Genomic DNA, 16,853 nt, shown 5'->3' with positions numbered 1-16,853 from the left:
AAAGGGCCTGCCGACAATCGGCAGGCCCTTTGCCATATCTCAATCTCGGATGATTACCAGATGATTACCCGATCGGCAGGAGCCAGATACATGGGATCGCCCTCTTTGATATTGAATGCCTTGAAGAAGGTATCGATATTACGCAGGGCAGCGTTTACACGCCAGCGGCCCAGCGAGTGGGGGTCGATTTTGGTCAGACGCAGAATCTCGGCATCGCGAATGTTGCCGGCCCACAGGTTGGCATACGACAGGTAGAAGCGTTGGTCGGCAGTGAAGCCATCGATCAAGGCAGGCTCTACCCCGTTGAGCGAATTGCGGAATGCCGTGTAGGCTACACGCAGACCACCGTGGTCGGCGATATTCTCGCCCAGCGTGAAGTGACCGTTGGCATGAACCGTATCGAGCACGATGATATTGTCGTACTGTTTGGCCAGAATCTCGGCCCGTTGGTTGAACTGCTCGGCATCTTCGGGCGTCCACCAGTCGTTCAGGTTACCATCCTTGTCGTATTGACGGCCCTGGTCGTCGAATCCGTGAGTCATCTCGTGACCGATAACCACACCGATAGCACCGTAGTTCACGGCATCGTCGGCATCGAAGTTAAAGAAGGGCGGTTGCAGAATACCGGCGGGGAAGCAAATCTCGTTCGAGGTGGGGTTGTAGTAGGCATTCACCGTTTGCGGGCTCATGTACCACTTGGTCTTGTCGACAGGTTTGCCCTCGTCTTTGAGCGAGTAGAGCGTTTCAAACTCGGCAGCACGACGCACGTTGGCGTAGTAGCTCTCTTTCGGGTCGATGGTCAGGCCGCTGTAATCGCGCCATTTGTCGGGGTAACCGATTTTTACGTAGAAGGTATTCAGTTTCTCGTGAGCCTTGGCTTTGGTGGCATCGCTCATCCATTCGAGGCTGTCGATGTGCTGGCCCAGAGCCGTCTGCAAGTTGGCTACGAGCTGTACCATGCGCTCTTTGGCTTCGGGGGGGAAGTATTTGGCTACATACATTTCGCCGACGGCTTCGGAGAGCAGGCTGTTGGGCACGTTGAGAGCCCGTTTCCAGCGGGGTTCGATCTGCTCTTTACCCGACAGCGTCTTGGAATAGAAGTCGAAGCGGGCGTTTACGAAATCGTCGCTCAGGTAGGGAGCGGCACCGTCGATGCAGTTGAAGGCCAGATAGTCGCGCATCTCCTGCTCGCTCAGCGTCTTGAGCAGTTCGTTCACGGCCTTGAGCGTACGGGGCTGGCCGATGTTGATTTTCTGGATGCTGTCGAGACCTACGGTCTTGAAGTAAACATCCCAGTCGAGACCGTCGTACTGTTTCTTCAGGTCGGCAACCGTCATCACGTTGTAACCGGCTTGGGGGTCACGCAGCTCTTCACGCGTGAAAGCGGCCTTGGCAATAGCCGTCTCGACCTTCAGCACCGTAGCGGCAGCCTGCTCGGCAGCCTCTTGCGTATAACCCGAAAGGGTGAAGAGGGTCTTGATATAGTTGGTGTAACTGTCGCGAATCTTGCGGCTGTTCTCGTCGTCGGATACGTAGTAGTCGCGGTCGCCCATGTTCATACCGGCCTGGTACCAACCGGCGATATTCATCGAACTGTTCTTGGCATCGGCATCGACATAGATGGCGAAGAACGGAGCCGACATGGTACGGTGCATCTCACCGATCATGGCACTCACGGCCTCTTTGCCCGAAAGCGACTGGATGCGTTTGAGCTCGTCGGCAATAGGAGCGGCCCCCTCTTGGTTCAGGCGCACGCTGTCGAGCCCCATGTTGTAGAGGTCGCCAATCTTCTGGGCCACGCTGCCCGGCTCGGCTTTCTGTTTGCCCAACTCATCGAAGAGCAGACGGATTTGCTCCTGGTTGTTCTCCCGCAGTTGGTCGAAAGAGCCATAGCGGGCATACTCGGGTTTCAACGGATTTTTCTGCATCCATCCGCCGCACGCATACTCATAGAAATCGTCGCCGCAAGCCACCGTCGTATCGAGGTTGGTCAGGTCGATACCCGGAGTCTTGGTGACCGATTTGTTTGTACAGCCTGTGGCTATCAAAGCTGCTGCAAACGATAAAATCATTACTCTTTTCATTTTACAATATATATTTATGTGTTTCATTTACCCTGTTTTTGCAGATGCTCCAGCATCTCCGAAGCCTCGGACCACTGCCACATGGCATCGTCGAGCTGCTTTTTCAACTGCCCGTGCTGCTCGTAGAGCGAGGTATCGGCAGCCCCTTCGGGAGTAGAGAGTTTCTCCTCGAGCGAAGCAATCTGCGCCTCGAGGTCGGCCACCCGCTTTTCGGTGTCGGCCACCTCCTTCTCTGCTTTCCGCAAACGCCGTGCCAATTCCTTTTGCTCCTCATACGAGAGTTTCGACCCTTCGGGGGCGGCCGAAATGGCAGGTGCGGACTCGGCCTTCGGCGAAGCTACCTTCTTATCGGTCACCGCCGTAGCCGGGTTGCGCTGCTCGAGCTCCCGCAGCGATTCGAGCTTGCGGCTCTCGAGGAAGTCGTAGATGCCGCCCAGATGCTCGCGCACCCGTCCGCCACCGAACTCGTAAACCTTCGACACCAGCCCGTCGAGAAACTCGCGGTCGTGCGACACGACGATGACCGTACCGTTGAAGTCGCGGATGGCCTGTTTCAGTACATCCTTGGTGCGCATGTCGAGGTGGTTGGTAGGCTCGTCGAGGATGAGCAGATTGACCGGCTCGAGCAACAGCCGTATCATGGCCAACCGCGTGCGCTCGCCACCCGAGAGCACCTTCACCTTCTTGTCAGACGCTTCGCCGCCAAACATGAAGGCACCCAGGATGTCGCGTATCTTGGTGCGGATATCGCCCACCGCCACGCGGTCTATCGTCTCGAACACGGTGAGCGACTCGTCGAGCAGGCTCGCCTGGTTCTGGGCAAAGTAGCCGATCTTCACATTGTGCCCTATCTTGAGGGTACCGGTGTGGGAAATCTCGCCCATGATACACTTGACCATGGTCGACTTACCCTCGCCGTTCTTTCCCACAAAGGCCACCTTCTCGCCCCGCTTGATGGTAAAGGTGGCATCGGCAAAGACCAGATGGTCGCCGTAGCTCTTGCCCACCCCCTCGGCAATGACGGGATAGTCGCCCGACCGGGGAGCCGGCGGGAACTTCAGGTTCAGGTGCGAGGTATCCACCTCGTCGACCTCGACCCGCTCGAGCTTGGCCAGTTGCTTGATGCGCGACTGCACCTGCACCGACTTGGTGGCCTTGTAGCGGAACCGCTCGATGAAGGCCTCGGTATCCTGTATCTGTTTCTGCTGGTTTTCATAGGCCCGCCGCTGTTGCTCCAGACGCTCTTGCCGCAGCACCACATAGTGCGAGTAGTTGACCTGATAGTCGTAGATGCGACCCATCGAAATCTCGATGGTGCGGGTCGTCACGTTGTCGATAAAGGCGCGGTCGTGCGAGACCAGCACCACGGCATTGGCCCGCGTGGCCAGAAAGTTCTCGAGCCACTGTATCGACTCGATGTCGAGGTGGTTGGTGGGCTCGTCGAGCAGCAGCACGTCGGGACGCTGCAACAGCAGTTTGGCCAGCTCGATACGCATGCGCCAGCCGCCGCTGAACTCCGACGTGTCGCGATTGAAATCGTCGCGGGTAAAGCCCAGACCTATCAAAGTCTTCTCAATCTCAGCCTGATAGTTGGAGGCCCCGATGAGCGAGAGTTGCTCGTTGGCGTTGGAGACCCGCTCGATGAGCTCCTGATAGTCGGCCGACTCGTAGTCGGTACGCTCGGCCAGCTCGTTGTTCATGCGCTCGATGCGCGCCTGCAGCTCAAAGATGTGCGAGAAAGCCTGCTCGGCCTCCTGCATCACCGTGCGGGTATCGGTCAGGTTCATCTGCTGAGGCAGATAACCTATGGTGAGGTCCTTCGGCATATTCACGCTGCCCGAGGTAGGCGCCTGCAACCCGGCTATGATTTTCAGCATAGTCGATTTGCCCGCCCCGTTCTTCCCGACCAGAGCAATGCGGTCCCTCTTGTTGATGACATAAGTAATGTTGTCGAACAGCGTATTTCCACCAAATGCAACCGAAAGTCCTTCTATCGATATCATATTTCTCGTTTTATCGGTCGGCAAATATAAGCAAAAAAGCCCAGCTTACTTGAGTTTTTTTGTTAATCCTTTAACATCACCATCCATCGGACACGATGAAAATGCCGAAATCAATCTCATTTTACCGCCCAGATTTCGGAATCTGGATAAAAAGCCGTAAACTTGTAAGCGTAAATCGCACTTTCCTTTATGACTCCTTTTCTATACCGCATAGCCCAAGCCTTCTACGAGCGTTACGGGCACGACATTTCGCAACTGGCCTTCGTCTTTCCCAACCGGCGGAGCGGCATCTTCTTCCAGAAGTATCTGGCCGAGGTGGCAGGCAAACCGCTCTTCTCGCCCCGGGTAACGACCATCAACGACCTCATGGCCGAGCTCTCGCCCTACACGACCATCGACCGCATCAGCCTGCTGGTGATGCTCTACAAACGGTACATCGAGCTGCGGCAGAGCGACGAGACCTTCGACAACTTTGTCTTTTGGGGCGACATGCTGCTGGGCGACTTCGACGACGTGGACAAGTACATGGTCGATGCCCGACAGCTCTATACCAACATCCACGACCTGAAAGAAATCGACGAGTTTTACCTCACCGACGAACAGATTGCCATCATCAAACGCTTCTGGGGGCACCTCTTCTTCCCCTCGACCGAGAGCGAGAACAAGCAGCAGTTCATCCAGTTGTGGCAGATTCTTTTCGACCTCTACACCCGACTGCGAGACGACCTGGCCAGCCAGAACAAGGCCTACGAGGGGATGATTTTCCGCGACGTGGCCGAGCGTTGCCGCCGCAAGGAGGAGCTCGACCTGCCCTATACGCAGGTGGTTTTCGTGGGATTCAACGCCATCACCGAGGCCGAACGGGTATTCATGGAGTACCTGCGCGACACGGGGCTGGGCGATTTCTATTGGGACTACTACGCCCCTACCCTGCACGACCCATACAACAAGGCGGCTTTCTTCCTCAACGACAACAAACGGCGATTCCCCTCGAAAATCGACCTCGACGAACGCATCGAGCAGGTGCCCAGCATCGAGCTCATCTCGGTGCCCTCGGCCGTGGGGCAGGCCAAGCAGGCGACCGACATTCTGCAACGGCTCATCGACGAAAAGCAGCTGTCGCCCGAGCGGGCCATCGACACGGCCATCGTCCTCCCCGACGAGGAGCTGCTGCTACCCATGCTCTACTCCATACCGCCCGAAATCTCGACGGTCAACATTACCATGGGCTACACGTTGCAACACACGACCGTGGCGGCTCTCATGGATTCGATATTCCAGATGCAGCGGCACGTGCGCTTCTCGAAGGGCGAACCGCGTTTCTACCACATCGACGTGAAGCAACTGCTGGGGCACCGCTTCATCGCCGCCCGTCTGGGCGACGAAGGGCAACGCATCACCGCCTTCATCAACGGCAACAACCGGGCTTTCGTTTCGCCCGGCGAGCTGGGCCGTCACCCGCTGGTCGAGCTGCTGTTCCGCATCCCGGCTACGGCCGACGAGGCAGCCGACTACCTGACCCGCCTGCTCGAATATCTGCAACAGGATACCGCTGCCGACGAACCGGCCGAGGCGACCGACGAGGAGAACTCGCCCGTAGGATTCTCGGCCGTGGAGCGGGAGTTCATGTATCACTACTACATCACCATCAAGCGGTTGCGCGACGTGATGACCGAGCAACGTATCGCCATGGGGGTCGACACCTTCTTCCGCCTGCTGGGCAAGATGGCGGCCTCGATTTCGATTCCCTTCCGGGGCGAACCGCTCTCGGGATTGCAGGTGATGGGTGTGCTCGAGACGCGGGCTCTCGACTTCGAGAACCTCATCATCCTGTCGATGAACGAGGGCATCTTCCCCGTAAAGAAGGTGGCCCCCTCTTTCATCCCCTATAACCTGCGGCGGGGATTCGGCATGGCCACTACCGAACATCAGGACAGCATCTATGCCTACTACTTCTACCGCATGATAAGCCGGGCCAAACGGGTATTCCTGCTCTACGACAGCCGTACCGACGGCCTCAAGAGCGGCGAGGTGAGCCGCTATGTCTATCAGCTGAAATACCACTATCGCCTGCCCATCCAGGAGATTCAGATCAACTGCGACATCGCCACCTTCTCGCCCACGACCATCACGGTCGACAAGCACCGTTACGGCATCGACCGCAAGCTGGCGGCCTTCCTATCGGGCGGCGACAGTGCCCTCTCGGCCAGTGCCATCAACCGCTACCTGAACTGCCCCTTGCAGTTCTACCTGCAATATATCGAGGGGCTCGAACGTCCCGACGAGGTGGCCGAGAGTGTCGACAGCGGTACCTTCGGCAGCATCTACCACGGCATGATGCAGCACATCTACGAACGCATCGAGGGCGACCGCGAGCAGGTGACCGTCACGGCCGACCACATCGACGCCATCCGCAAAGACAAGCCGCTGCTCACCCACTACCTCGAGGAGTGCTTTGCCCGCGACTACTACAAAACACCGCAACACCCCCGGCCGCTCACCGGATACGACTACCTCACGGGCGAAATCATTCTCAAGCTCATCGACAAGACCCTCGAGAAGGACCGCTCGCTCACCCCGTTTGTCTACCGGGCTTCCGAGTTGCGCATCACGGGCGAAGCTCCCATCAGCGGCCAACGCGCCGTGCAACTGAAGGGGTTCATCGACCGGGTGGACGAGTGCAACGGCCGCATCCGCATCGTCGACTACAAGACCGGCAAGGAGCGGCTCGACTTCAAATCGGTCGAAGAGCTCTTCGACAGCTCGGCCACCGAACGCCGCAAAGCCATCCTGCAGGTGCTGCTCTACTGCAAACTGTACAAGATGAACTATCGGCCGGCCTCGCCCATCTACCCGGCCATCTACATCATACGCAACCTGTTCGACAAATTCGAATGGAACATCCGCTACGAGAAGGATCTGTTCACCGACTTCGCTCGCGTAGAAGAGGAGTTCGACCGGTGCCTCACGGCCTGCCTCGACGAAATCTTCGACCTCGACCGCCCCTTCACCCAGACGACCGAAGAGTCGCACTGCCAATATTGCGACTTCAAGTTGCTGTGCAAGCGATAAGCCGGAAGGAAGCAGGCTCATAACATTGATTATCAAACTAATATATAAGCATTACAGAACCGAAAAATAATTCTTTACCCAACCGGAAGAGTAAAAAGAGAATTTATTTTTATCGAAAAACGATAATTTTTTATTGATTTTCTTTGCAAATTCAATTTTTATATCTATGTTTGCATAGAATAAACGACGAAGATAAACGACTCATGAGCTTTTTCTTCCGAAAAAGAGTTTATCTTTGTCAAATCGAATGAAACAAAAACATTAAACAAAGCGATAAGACAATGAAAAAATTTTTCACTACAACCTTCGCCTGTGTGCTGGGCGTATTGATTGCAGGCATCTTGCTGATGTTCCTTTCGATTGCAGCACTCACCGGTATGGTGGCTACGACCGAAACGACATATACTCCCCAACCGCATACCATCCTGAAGCTCGACCTGGGGAGCGTGACCGAACGCAGCCAGGAAGACATCATGGGTCTTTTGCTGGGCAACCAACAGAAGAGCGACGGTCTCGACAACATACTCAAAGCCATCGAAACGGCCAAGGAGAACAAGAATATCGACGGTATCTACATCGATGCCGGCGGCTTGAACGTAGGCATCGCTACCCTCGACCGCATACACCGTGCACTGGTCGACTTCAAAGAGAGCGGCAAGTTTGTCTATGCCTATGCCGACACCTACTCGCAACGCGAATACCTGTTGAGCGCCGCTGCCGACAGCGTGATGCTGAACCCCGTAGGGGCCATCGACTTCAGAGGTCTGGCCAGCCAGGTGATGTTCCTGAAAGGTCTCTACGACAAACTGGGCATTGAGATGCAGGTATTGAAAGTAGGTACCTACAAATCGGCCGTAGAACCCTACATCAACACCCAGATGAGCGACGCCAACCGCGAGCAGACCATGGCCTACATGACCCCCATCTGGAACCACCTGCTCGAGAACCTGTCGAAAGACCGCAACCTCACCGTCGAGCAACTGAACAACCTGGCCGACACACTGCTGATTACGGTCGACGCCAAAACGCTGGTGGCCAAAGGACTGGTCGACACCCTCATGTATCGCCCCCAGATGGACAGCTTCCTCAAGAACAAAGTGGGGATAGATGCCGACGACGACCTCATCTTTGCTTCGGCCAACGAGGTAGCCACAATCAAACAGAAAAAGAACAAGGCCAAAGACGAAATCGCCATCGTTTATGCCGAGGGCGGTATCGACCTCGACCCGACTACCGGCATCCACTCGGATGAACTGGTAGAGGAGCTCACCAAGATACAAAAGGACGAAAACATAAAAGCCGTGGTACTGCGGGTGAACTCGCCGGGCGGTAGCGCCTACGGATCGGAACAGATATGGGCCGCCATCGAAGAGATCAAGGCTGCCGGCAAACCGGTTGTCGTATCGATGGGCGACCTGGCTGCCTCGGGCGGATACTACATCTCGTGCAACGCCGACCGCATCTTTGCCAACCCCACGACCCTCACCGGCTCGATTGGCATTTACGGCATGATTCCCAACTTCGGCGAACTGGTTACCGGTAAACTGGGTGTCACCTTCGACGGTGTGCAGACCAACCGCTACGGCAACTTCGGTGCCTTCAACCGTGCCATGACCCCCGACGAGCGCAACCAGATGCAACGCTACATCGAACGGGGCTACGAACTCTTCACCTCGCGTTGTGCCGAGGGCCGCGGCATGAGTCTCGAGGCCATCAAGAAGATTGCCGAAGGTCGGGTTTGGGACGGACAGACGGCCCTCAAGATAGGATTGGTCGACGAGTTGGGCGACCTCGATGCAGCCATTGCCTGGGCTGCCCAAAAGGCCAACCTCGACAAATACAAGACCAACGCCTACCCGGCTCAAAAGACGGCCATGGAGCAGTTGCTCTCGGAACTCAACACCAACGTGCGGACTCGCATAGCCGCCTCGTACCTGGGTGAAAACTACAAGTATATACAAGCTCTGGAACAATGCAAGAATATCGACCCCATACAGTATCGTATGGAAGATATTGAACTCTATTGATACCGATTCTCATGTATGGCAAATCGATTAAAATAAATCGTTGGCTCATCCCGCTCAGCTGGTTGTACGGCTTCGGGGTCGGTCTCAGGAACAAACTCTTCGACTGGGGTATTCTCCCGGTCGAAGAGTTCGACATTCCTGTCATATCCGTGGGGAATCTGGCGGTGGGTGGCACCGGCAAGACTCCCCATATCGAATATTTAATCGAGTTGCTGCAACCCAAATACCGGGTGGCCGTGCTCAGCCGGGGCTACAAACGCAAGAGCCGGGGCTTCGTACTGGCCGACGCCTCGTCGACCGCCCGCGAAATAGGCGACGAGCCTTACCAGATAAAACGGAAATTCCCCGGCATCGCAGTAGCCGTCGATGCCAATCGCCGACGCGGTATCAAGCGACTGAAAGAGCTGCAACCCGACCTCGACGTGATTCTGCTCGACGATGCTTTCCAGCACCGCTATGTATCGCCGCTGGCCTCGATTGTGCTCACCGACTACAACCGGGCCCTACACCTCGACAAACTGTTGCCGGCCGGTCGGCTGCGCGAGTCGCGCCACGAACTTTCGCGGGCCGACATCGTGATTGTGACCAAATGCCCCGCCGACATGAAGCCCATCGAATACAACATCATCTCGCGGTGGCTGCACCTCTTCCCCTATCAGCACCTCTACTTCACCACACTCGACTACGGCAAGTTGCAGGCGGTATTCCCCGAGAAGGCCCCGGCTCTCGAACTGACTCTGAAAGATCTGCCCGCTACGGCCGGACTGATGGTCCTCACCGGCATAGCCAACCCGCGGCCCATGCTGCAATATCTGGCTCGATACCATGCCCCGCAAGAGGAGCTGCAATACCCCGACCACCACGACTTCTCGAGCAGCGACCTGGCTCATATAGCCCAACGGTTCGAGTCGATGAAAGGAACGAAAAAATACATCGTTACAACCGAAAAGGATGCCGCCCGATTACGCTCGGCCGCTCTCGACGACTCCGTGAAACAGGTCCTCTACTACCTGCCCATCCGGGTACGGTTCATGCAGCATGCCGGCATCTCGTTCGACGAGAAGATAACCGATACCATCTACAAAAACCGCCGCATCAAGCGTCCCCGCAAATAGTCAGAACTCCACCGTAATGCCCAAGGTAGGCAATATGGTTCCGCTCTGCTGGGCGATATACTTCGTGCGGTAACGCTCCGTGCCGTTGTCGTCGACATAGGTTTCGCCCGTACTGATCAGGAGCGGCTGATTGTCGTACTTGAAGTTGAGTACATTCTGCAAATCGATATAGAATCCCAGCATCACCCCTTTGAAATAGAACGACTTGTCTACCCGCAGGTCTACCTCGTAGAAGGTCTTGAGCCGCCCCGTATTGTAGCGGCTGTAATCGTAATAGGGCCGGGCCGTGGCATCCCAGGCCGGGATGAGCGACGAGACATATTCGTCGTAAGGTGTATAGGGAGCTCCGCCCATCAGCCTCACCTTCATGCCAATATCCCAGTTCTTGGGCAGTTTATAGGTACCCGATAGCGTGAAGAGGTGCCGGTAGTCCCAGGCCGAGGGCAGGTAACGCCCCGTAGCGGGATTCTGAAACTGGCTGCGGTACCAGGTGTACGAAGCCAGGGCCGTGAAGCGTCCCAGCCCCAACCAGCGAAGCATCACCTCCACGCCATAGGCCCGCCCCCGGGCGGTCGAGGCGGCCGCCTCGTTGCCCGAAACACCGTAGTCGGTACCCTTGCAGGCCAGCGGGATGCTGTCGGTGAGCGAAAGCGGCGAGTGAGTATACTTCTTGTAAAAGCCCTCGACCGTAAGGCGGGCCCACCGGTTGATATAATACTCCAGTCCCACGACCGCCTGGTCGGAACGGATGTAGGTGAGCCGCGAGCGGTTCACCAGCACATCGTCCTCCTGATAGCCCATGGTCGTATAGGCCGGCAACTGATAGTAGCGCCCTATGCTGCCGTTCAGGTAAATGTTACCCGCCACATTGTAGGAGAGAGCCAGCCGAGGCGAAAACTGGTTAAGCGGATTGGACATCGACGACGAGTAGTCGCAGGCATCGAGACGAAAGCCGAGCGAAGCCGTGAACCGTTCGCCGGCCGACTTGTAGCCCGCCGTGGCAAAAAGCCCCCAGCGGAACAACCCCAGGTCGGTCGAGTAGCGAATCTCGCGAGGCACCTCGGCAAAAGCCCGCTGAAAAGTGCGGTTGGTATAGACGGCATAGTCGGCGTTGAGACCGGCCGTCACGTCGAACGGGCCCAGCAACGAGCGATTCTCGAGCCGCAGGTGGTTCTCGGTCTCGACCGACTTCAGGCGCAAGGTCAGGTTCTCGTCGGTCGACTCGTCGTTGTCGCGATACTTCACGTTGCTGTTGCTCATGTAGCTGCGGCTCAACACCACCGTCTGAGTGTGGTTTCCCGCATAGTGCTTGTAGACTGCCCCCAGCGTATAAGTGTTCTGCTTGATGGTCGGCAGGTAGTTGAGCAGGTACTGTTTCGACTCGTCGGCCGGGTCGGTCTCGGTATTCAGCTTCATGTCGTCAATGGCCCCCAGCCCCAGCACGGTGAGCTCGTGCGCCTGCGAGAAACGGGTCTTTATCTTGAACTGCGCATCGGTATACCGGGGCAAAAACGGCATGTCGAGCAACGAGAAGAGCAGTTGCAGATAAGATTGCCGCACCGACACCACATAGGTAGTGCGGCTGCCGATGTGCCCCTTCGAGCCCACCGCCAGCTCCGACGCCCCCACCGTACCCTTGAAGGTATAACGGTCGGGCGTACCGTCGAGCAACTTGAAGTCGAAGACCGAGCTCAGCGCATTACCCCGGTTCACCGGGAAAGCCCCCGTATAGAAATTGACCTCGCGAATGAGGTCGGCATCGATAATCCCCACCGGTCCGCCCGAAGCCCCCTGCGTACTGAAGTGGTTGATGTTGGGAATCTCCACCCCGTCGAGATAAAACTTGTTTTCGGCCGGACCGCCGCCCCGTATCATCAGGTCGTTGCGATAGCCGCCCCCCGCCACCGTAGCCACCCCGGGGAAGGAGTTGACCACCTTCGAAATGTCGCGATTGGCCCCCGGGCTCTTCTCAATCTCCTGCACCCCGATGACCCGCCGGGCAATGGGACTCTCGACCGAACTGCGAAACGGAGCCGCCACCACACTCACCTCGCCCAGTGCCACCTGCGACTCCTCCAGCCCGATGTCGAGCGTATAGTCATACGAAGTAATACGGAACTCGGGCGACACATAGGTCTTGTACCCCACCGACGACACCTGCACCCGATAAGCCCCCGGCGGCAGATTGCCGATGCGATAGCCGCCCACCGAGTCGGTCGTCGTCCCCCGCGAGGAGTTCCAGATACCCACACTCACGAAGGGTACCCCCTCACCCGTTTCGCGCGAAACCACTCGACCCTTTACCGAATAGGTCTGTGCACACCAGGCACACACCACGACACACAGACTACAACCCAACAATAGATACCGTTGCCACATACTTTTCAATTCCTTTCCAAAGCCCTCGATCCAAATACAGAGAGCCACAGGCTATATACAACCGGCTCTCCGATTTTGTTCAGAACAGTCATAAATCCTCAATTCAAGATGAGAATAACAGCCCAACCGTTTCATGTCACAATCTTTCTGTGTATTTTTGGATTTTCAACCGGGAAGGCCGGCATGTTCCGACCCTCCGCCGAGTATTCTGGCTCTCCCGCTCATTTGTCACGACCATGAAACACCATGTAAAACGCCCTGCACTTCTGCTGCTTTGTGCCGCCGCACTCTTCTCGATTCTACCCTCCTGGAGTAACGAAAGCTACCAACCGCTGTTCTCTACGGCCGGTTTCTTTGCGCTGCCCGAAACGGGACGCGAGGTCTACAACATGAACCCGGCCTGGCGATTTTACAAAGGGCCGGTCGAAGGTGCCGAACGCAACGACTTCGACGACCGCTCCTGGCGACTGGTCTCGCTCCCCGATGGAATGGAATATCTGCCTACCGAGGCCAGCGGCTGCATCAACTATCAGGGCGAGGTGTGGTATCGCAAGCACTTTACTCCCGACGAGGCCTGGAGAGGGAGACGGCAGTTTCTCCACTTCGAGGCTATCATGGGCAAATCGAAAGTGTGGCTCAATGGCGTGCTGCTGCAAAGTCACTACGGCGGATACCTGCCGGTCATCGTCGATATTACACCTTATCTGAAATATGGTCAAGACAACGTGATTGCTGTGTGGGCCGACAATAGCGACGACCCCGCCTATCCTCCCGGCAAAGAACAGGCGATGCTCGACTTTGCCTACTTCGGCGGCATCTACCGCGATTGCTGGCTCGTAGTGCACAACCCCGTATTCATCACCGACCCCAACTACGAAGACGAGAAGGCTTCGGGCGGACTGTTTGTCTCGTACGATCGGGTATCGGAGCAATCGGCCGTGGTCCATATCGATACGCACATACGCAACGCGTCGAACCGGATATTCCGCGGGAGGGTCGTATGGCAGCTGTATGACCGCGACGGCAAACTCATCTTCAACCTTGAGAAAAAGCTGTCGTTGGCCGCAGGGAAAGCCCACCGGGTATCGGGCCAAAGTCAAGTTCTGCAGCCCCGCCTGTGGTCGCCCGACTCGCCCCACCTCTACAAACTGCACGTGTATGTACAGGATACCAACGGCAAGACTGTCGACGGCTACTATCGCCGCATAGGTATCCGCAGTATCGAGTTCAAGGGAGAGGATGGCTTCTGGCTGAACGGCAAGCCCTACCCCGAACCCTTAATCGGCGCCAACCGCCACCAGGATTTTGCCGTCATCGGCAACGCCCTCTCCAACAGCCTGCACTGGCGCGACGCCAAGAAGCTGCGCGATGCCGGCCTGCGGGTCATCCGCAACGCCCACTATCCGCAAGACCCCGCCTTTATGGATGCCTGCGACGAGCTGGGGCTCTTCGTGATTGTCAACACGCCGGGATGGCAATTCTGGAATCAGGAGCCGGTCTTTGCACAACGCGTGTACAGCGACGTTCGCAACATGGTGCGGCGTGACCGCAACCACCCGTCGGTATGGCTGTGGGAACCTATCCTCAACGAAACCTGGTACCCCGACGACTTTGCCCTGAATGTCGTGAACATCCTGCACGAAGAGTATCCCTATCCCTACTGTTATGCAGGATGCGACGTGACGGCTCTCGGCCATCAATATTTCCCCGTACACTTCACTCACCCGCTGAACGGCAAGGGCGGGGCCTTCAACACCGATACGCTGGACCCCAAAATCAGCTATTTCACACGCGAATGGGGCGACAACGTCGACGACTGGAATTCGCACAACTCGCCCAGCCGGGTCAACCGGGCCTGGGGCGAGGCTCCCATGCTCAAACAGGCTCAAGGCTATGCCAAAACCGACTATCGGTATACCTGCTACGACGTGCTCTACCGCAATCCCCGACAACATGTGGGGGGCTGCCTGTGGCACTCGTTCGACCACCAGCGGGGCTACCATCCCGACCCCTTCTACGGGGGTATCATGGATGCCTTCAGACAACCCAAACTGTCGTATTACATGTTCTGTGCCCAGCGCCCGGCCAAAATCGACCTCGACCGACTGCGAAAGGCGCATCGAAGAGTTGCAACAAGAGCTCAACCGACTGAAACTGAAAGAGGTGGAACAACAGCAAAGCGACTTTGAATAGCCATCGCCCTGCATAGACAAGTCTCTCCATGGCACAAAAAAAACCGCGCGACACATCTCGACGACGTATCGCGCGGTTCGTTTATCATATCCTATGTGTATTATTCAAACATGTGGCGCAACTTGCTGAATATACGCTGCTTGGTCGTGAGCGTAGGTTGCATGTTGGACGAGTTTTTCATCTCTTCGAATTGTTTCTTCTCGGCCGCATTCAGGTTCTCAGGGATGTAGACCGATACGTTCACTATCAAATCGCCCACGCCGTAACGGTTGACCGAGGGCAGACCTTTGCCCCGCAAGCGGAATATCTTGCCCGGTTGCGTACCCGGCTCTACCTTGATACGGGCTTTGCCGTCGAGCGTAGGTACATCGACCGAACCACCCAACACAGCCGTAGGCAGGTCGAGCAGCAGGTTGTATATCAGGTCGTTCTCGTCACGAACCAAATCGGGGTGCGGCTCCTCTTCAATGAGGATAAGCAGGTCGCCGTTCACACCGCCATGACGGGCAGCGTTACCCTTGCCGGCCATCGAGAGCTGCATGCCTTCGGAAACACCGGCGGGGATGTTGAGGGTGATGACCTCCTCCTCGCGCACGATGCCTTCGCCGGCACAGTGGGGGCACTTCTTGGTGATGATGCGTCCCTCGCCACCGCAATCGGGACAGGTCGTCGTCGACTGCATGGCCCCGAGGAATGTCTGCTGAACCCGAGTCACTACACCCGAACCGTTACATTTCGTACACGTGGTATAGGCGGTTCCGTTCTCGGCACCCGTTCCCTTACAGTAGGTACAGCTTACATATTTGGGCACCTTGATTTTCTTCTCGACACCGGTGGCAATCTCCTTGAGGGTGAGTTTTACCTTCACACGCAGGTCCGACCCTTTGTTCACATGCCGACGGCCGCCACGTGAACTGCTGCCGCCGCCAAAGCCTTCGAATCCGCCGAAACCTCCGCCGAATATATCGCCGAAGTGCGAGAATATATCCTCCATGGACATACCGCCGCCACTGAATCCACCACCGGCAGCACCGCCCACACCCTGATGCCCGAACTGGTCGTAACGAGCCCGCTTGTCGGGGTCGCTCAACACCTCGTAGGCTTCGGCGGCCTCCTTGAATTTCTCTTCGGCCTCCTTGTTACCGGGGTTCTTGTCGGGGTGATATTGAATAGCTTTCTTACGATATGCCTTCTTTATCTCTTCGGGCGTCGCATTTTTGGCGACTCCCAGCACTTCATAATAATCTCTTTTTTCCATTGCTCTCTATCCCTCCAAATCGTTATTCACCCACTACTACCTTGGCAAAACGAATTACCTTGTCGTTAAGCGTATAGCCTTTCTGCACGGTATCGATTACCTTGCCTTTCTGGGCAGGGTCGGGAGCCGGGAATGTAGTCACGGCCTCGTGATACTCGGTATCGAAATCGGCACCTTGAGTGGGAATCTCTTTCACGCCGTTTTGTTCGAGATAGGTTTTGAATTTGTTATATATCAAATTCATACCCTCTTTCACGGCTTCCAGATCGTTACTGTTTTCCACAGCGGCCAATCCACGTTCGAAGTCGTCGATTACGGGCAGGATAGCCTTCATGCAGTTCTCGCCGCCATTCTTAATCAAATCGGCTTTCTCGCGCAAGGTCCGTTTACGGAAATTATCAAACTCGGCCATCAACAGCAGATAATCTTTCTGCATCTTTTCGATGGTCGCTTTCAACGTGTCCAGCTCGGCTGACAATTTGGCAGCCTCATCTACCTCGCCCTCTTCGGCAGCGGCTTCGGTTTCGCCCTTCTCCGCATCCTGGGGCTGTTGCTCACAAGCCTCCTCTTTGTTCTTTTCAGGAACCTCGTCCTCAATTACTTGCGATTTTTCGCGGTCTTTCTCTTCAGCCATATTTTTAGTTTTTCTTTTTTTACGATTCATATTCTGCCTCCTCGAAGAATTATCTTCAACAAGCATTTATATAGTATCAAAAACACTG

Annotated in this window: 8 protein-coding genes and 1 pseudogene; 4 read left to right on the top strand and 5 right to left on the bottom strand. The window is 56.2% G+C overall.

From position 1 onward, the window contains the following. Positions 1 to 53: 53 nt before the first annotated feature. Both NW211_RS06790 and NW211_RS06785 read right to left on the bottom strand, forming a co-directional pair. Positions 54 to 2,084, bottom strand: coding sequence for a M13 family metallopeptidase (locus tag NW211_RS06790; protein WP_087408565.1), 2,031 nt, complete (start codon positions 2,082 to 2,084; stop codon positions 54 to 56). Positions 2,085 to 2,107: 23 nt separating this feature from the next. Beyond that, positions 2,108 to 4,087 (bottom strand): ABC-F family ATP-binding cassette domain-containing protein, encoded by a 1,980-nt coding sequence (locus NW211_RS06785; protein ID WP_258327358.1) that lies wholly within the window; start codon positions 4,085 to 4,087, stop codon positions 2,108 to 2,110. Between the two features lie 189 nt (positions 4,088 to 4,276). Here NW211_RS06785 and NW211_RS06780 point away from each other — a divergent pair, with 189 nt between their 5' ends. From NW211_RS06780 to lpxK, 3 genes are all read left to right on the top strand, one after another. Next, positions 4,277 to 7,159 carry a PD-(D/E)XK nuclease family protein gene (locus NW211_RS06780; RefSeq protein WP_258327357.1) on the top strand — a complete coding sequence of 961 codons (2,883 nt, stop codon included), beginning with the start codon at positions 4,277 to 4,279 and terminating at the stop codon, positions 7,157 to 7,159. A 281-nt stretch (positions 7,160 to 7,440) separates the two neighbouring features. Beyond that, positions 7,441 to 9,186: a signal peptide peptidase SppA gene (gene sppA / locus NW211_RS06775; RefSeq protein WP_258327356.1), complete on the top strand. Its 1,746-nt coding sequence runs from the start codon at positions 7,441 to 7,443 to the stop codon at positions 9,184 to 9,186. A gap of 11 nt (positions 9,187 to 9,197) precedes the next feature. Beyond that, positions 9,198 to 10,301, top strand: coding sequence for a tetraacyldisaccharide 4'-kinase (gene lpxK / locus NW211_RS06770; RefSeq protein WP_258327406.1), 1,104 nt, complete (start codon positions 9,198 to 9,200; stop codon positions 10,299 to 10,301). Here the strand turns inward: lpxK and NW211_RS06765 are convergent, their stop codons facing one another. Continuing rightward, the gene (locus tag NW211_RS06765) at positions 10,302 to 12,680 is read right to left on the bottom strand and encodes a TonB-dependent receptor (protein ID WP_258327355.1); all 2,379 of its coding nucleotides are present in this window, start codon (positions 12,678 to 12,680) and stop codon (positions 10,302 to 10,304) included. It lies immediately after the preceding gene. A 236-nt stretch (positions 12,681 to 12,916) separates the two neighbouring features. Here NW211_RS06765 and NW211_RS06760 point away from each other — a divergent pair. Then, positions 12,917 to 14,770, top strand: a pseudogene (locus NW211_RS06760) (glycoside hydrolase family 2 protein); the annotation flags it as partial. A gap of 203 nt (positions 14,771 to 14,973) precedes the next feature. Here NW211_RS06760 and dnaJ read toward each other — a convergent pair. Together dnaJ and NW211_RS06750 are read right to left on the bottom strand one after the other, a co-directional pair. Then, positions 14,974 to 16,131, bottom strand: a complete 1,158-nt coding sequence (gene dnaJ / locus NW211_RS06755; RefSeq protein ID WP_258327354.1) for a molecular chaperone DnaJ — start codon at positions 16,129 to 16,131, stop codon at positions 14,974 to 14,976. Positions 16,132 to 16,153: 22 nt separating this feature from the next. Continuing rightward, positions 16,154 to 16,765, bottom strand: a complete 612-nt coding sequence (locus tag NW211_RS06750; protein ID WP_087408582.1) for a nucleotide exchange factor GrpE — start codon at positions 16,763 to 16,765, stop codon at positions 16,154 to 16,156. Between the last annotated feature and the right edge of the window lie 88 nt (positions 16,766 to 16,853).

Source organism: Barnesiella sp. ET7 (genome assembly GCF_024733785.1).
GTDB lineage: Bacteria > Bacteroidota > Bacteroidia > Bacteroidales > Barnesiellaceae > Barnesiella > Barnesiella merdigallinarum.
This window is presented reverse-complemented; position numbering and strand designations above follow the sequence as displayed.

Bases quoted from the DNA above. Each gene is read 5' to 3' on its own strand.
- NW211_RS06790 (WP_087408565.1), bottom strand. From the start codon at position 2,084: ATGAAAAGAGTAATGATTTTATCGTTTGCAGCAGCTTTGATAGCCACA.
- NW211_RS06785 (WP_258327358.1), bottom strand. From the start codon at position 4,087: ATGATATCGATAGAAGGACTTTCGGTTGCATTTGGTGGAAATACGCTG.
- NW211_RS06780 (WP_258327357.1), top strand. From the start codon at position 4,277: ATGACTCCTTTTCTATACCGCATAGCCCAAGCCTTCTACGAGCGTTAC.
- sppA (WP_258327356.1), top strand. From the start codon at position 7,441: ATGAAAAAATTTTTCACTACAACCTTCGCCTGTGTGCTGGGCGTATTG.
- lpxK (WP_258327406.1), top strand. From the start codon at position 9,198: ATGTATGGCAAATCGATTAAAATAAATCGTTGGCTCATCCCGCTCAGC.
- NW211_RS06765 (WP_258327355.1), bottom strand. From the start codon at position 12,680: ATGTGGCAACGGTATCTATTGTTGGGTTGTAGTCTGTGTGTCGTGGTG.
- dnaJ (WP_258327354.1), bottom strand. From the start codon at position 16,131: ATGGAAAAAAGAGATTATTATGAAGTGCTGGGAGTCGCCAAAAATGCG.
- NW211_RS06750 (WP_087408582.1), bottom strand. From the start codon at position 16,765: ATGGCTGAAGAGAAAGACCGCGAAAAATCGCAAGTAATTGAGGACGAG.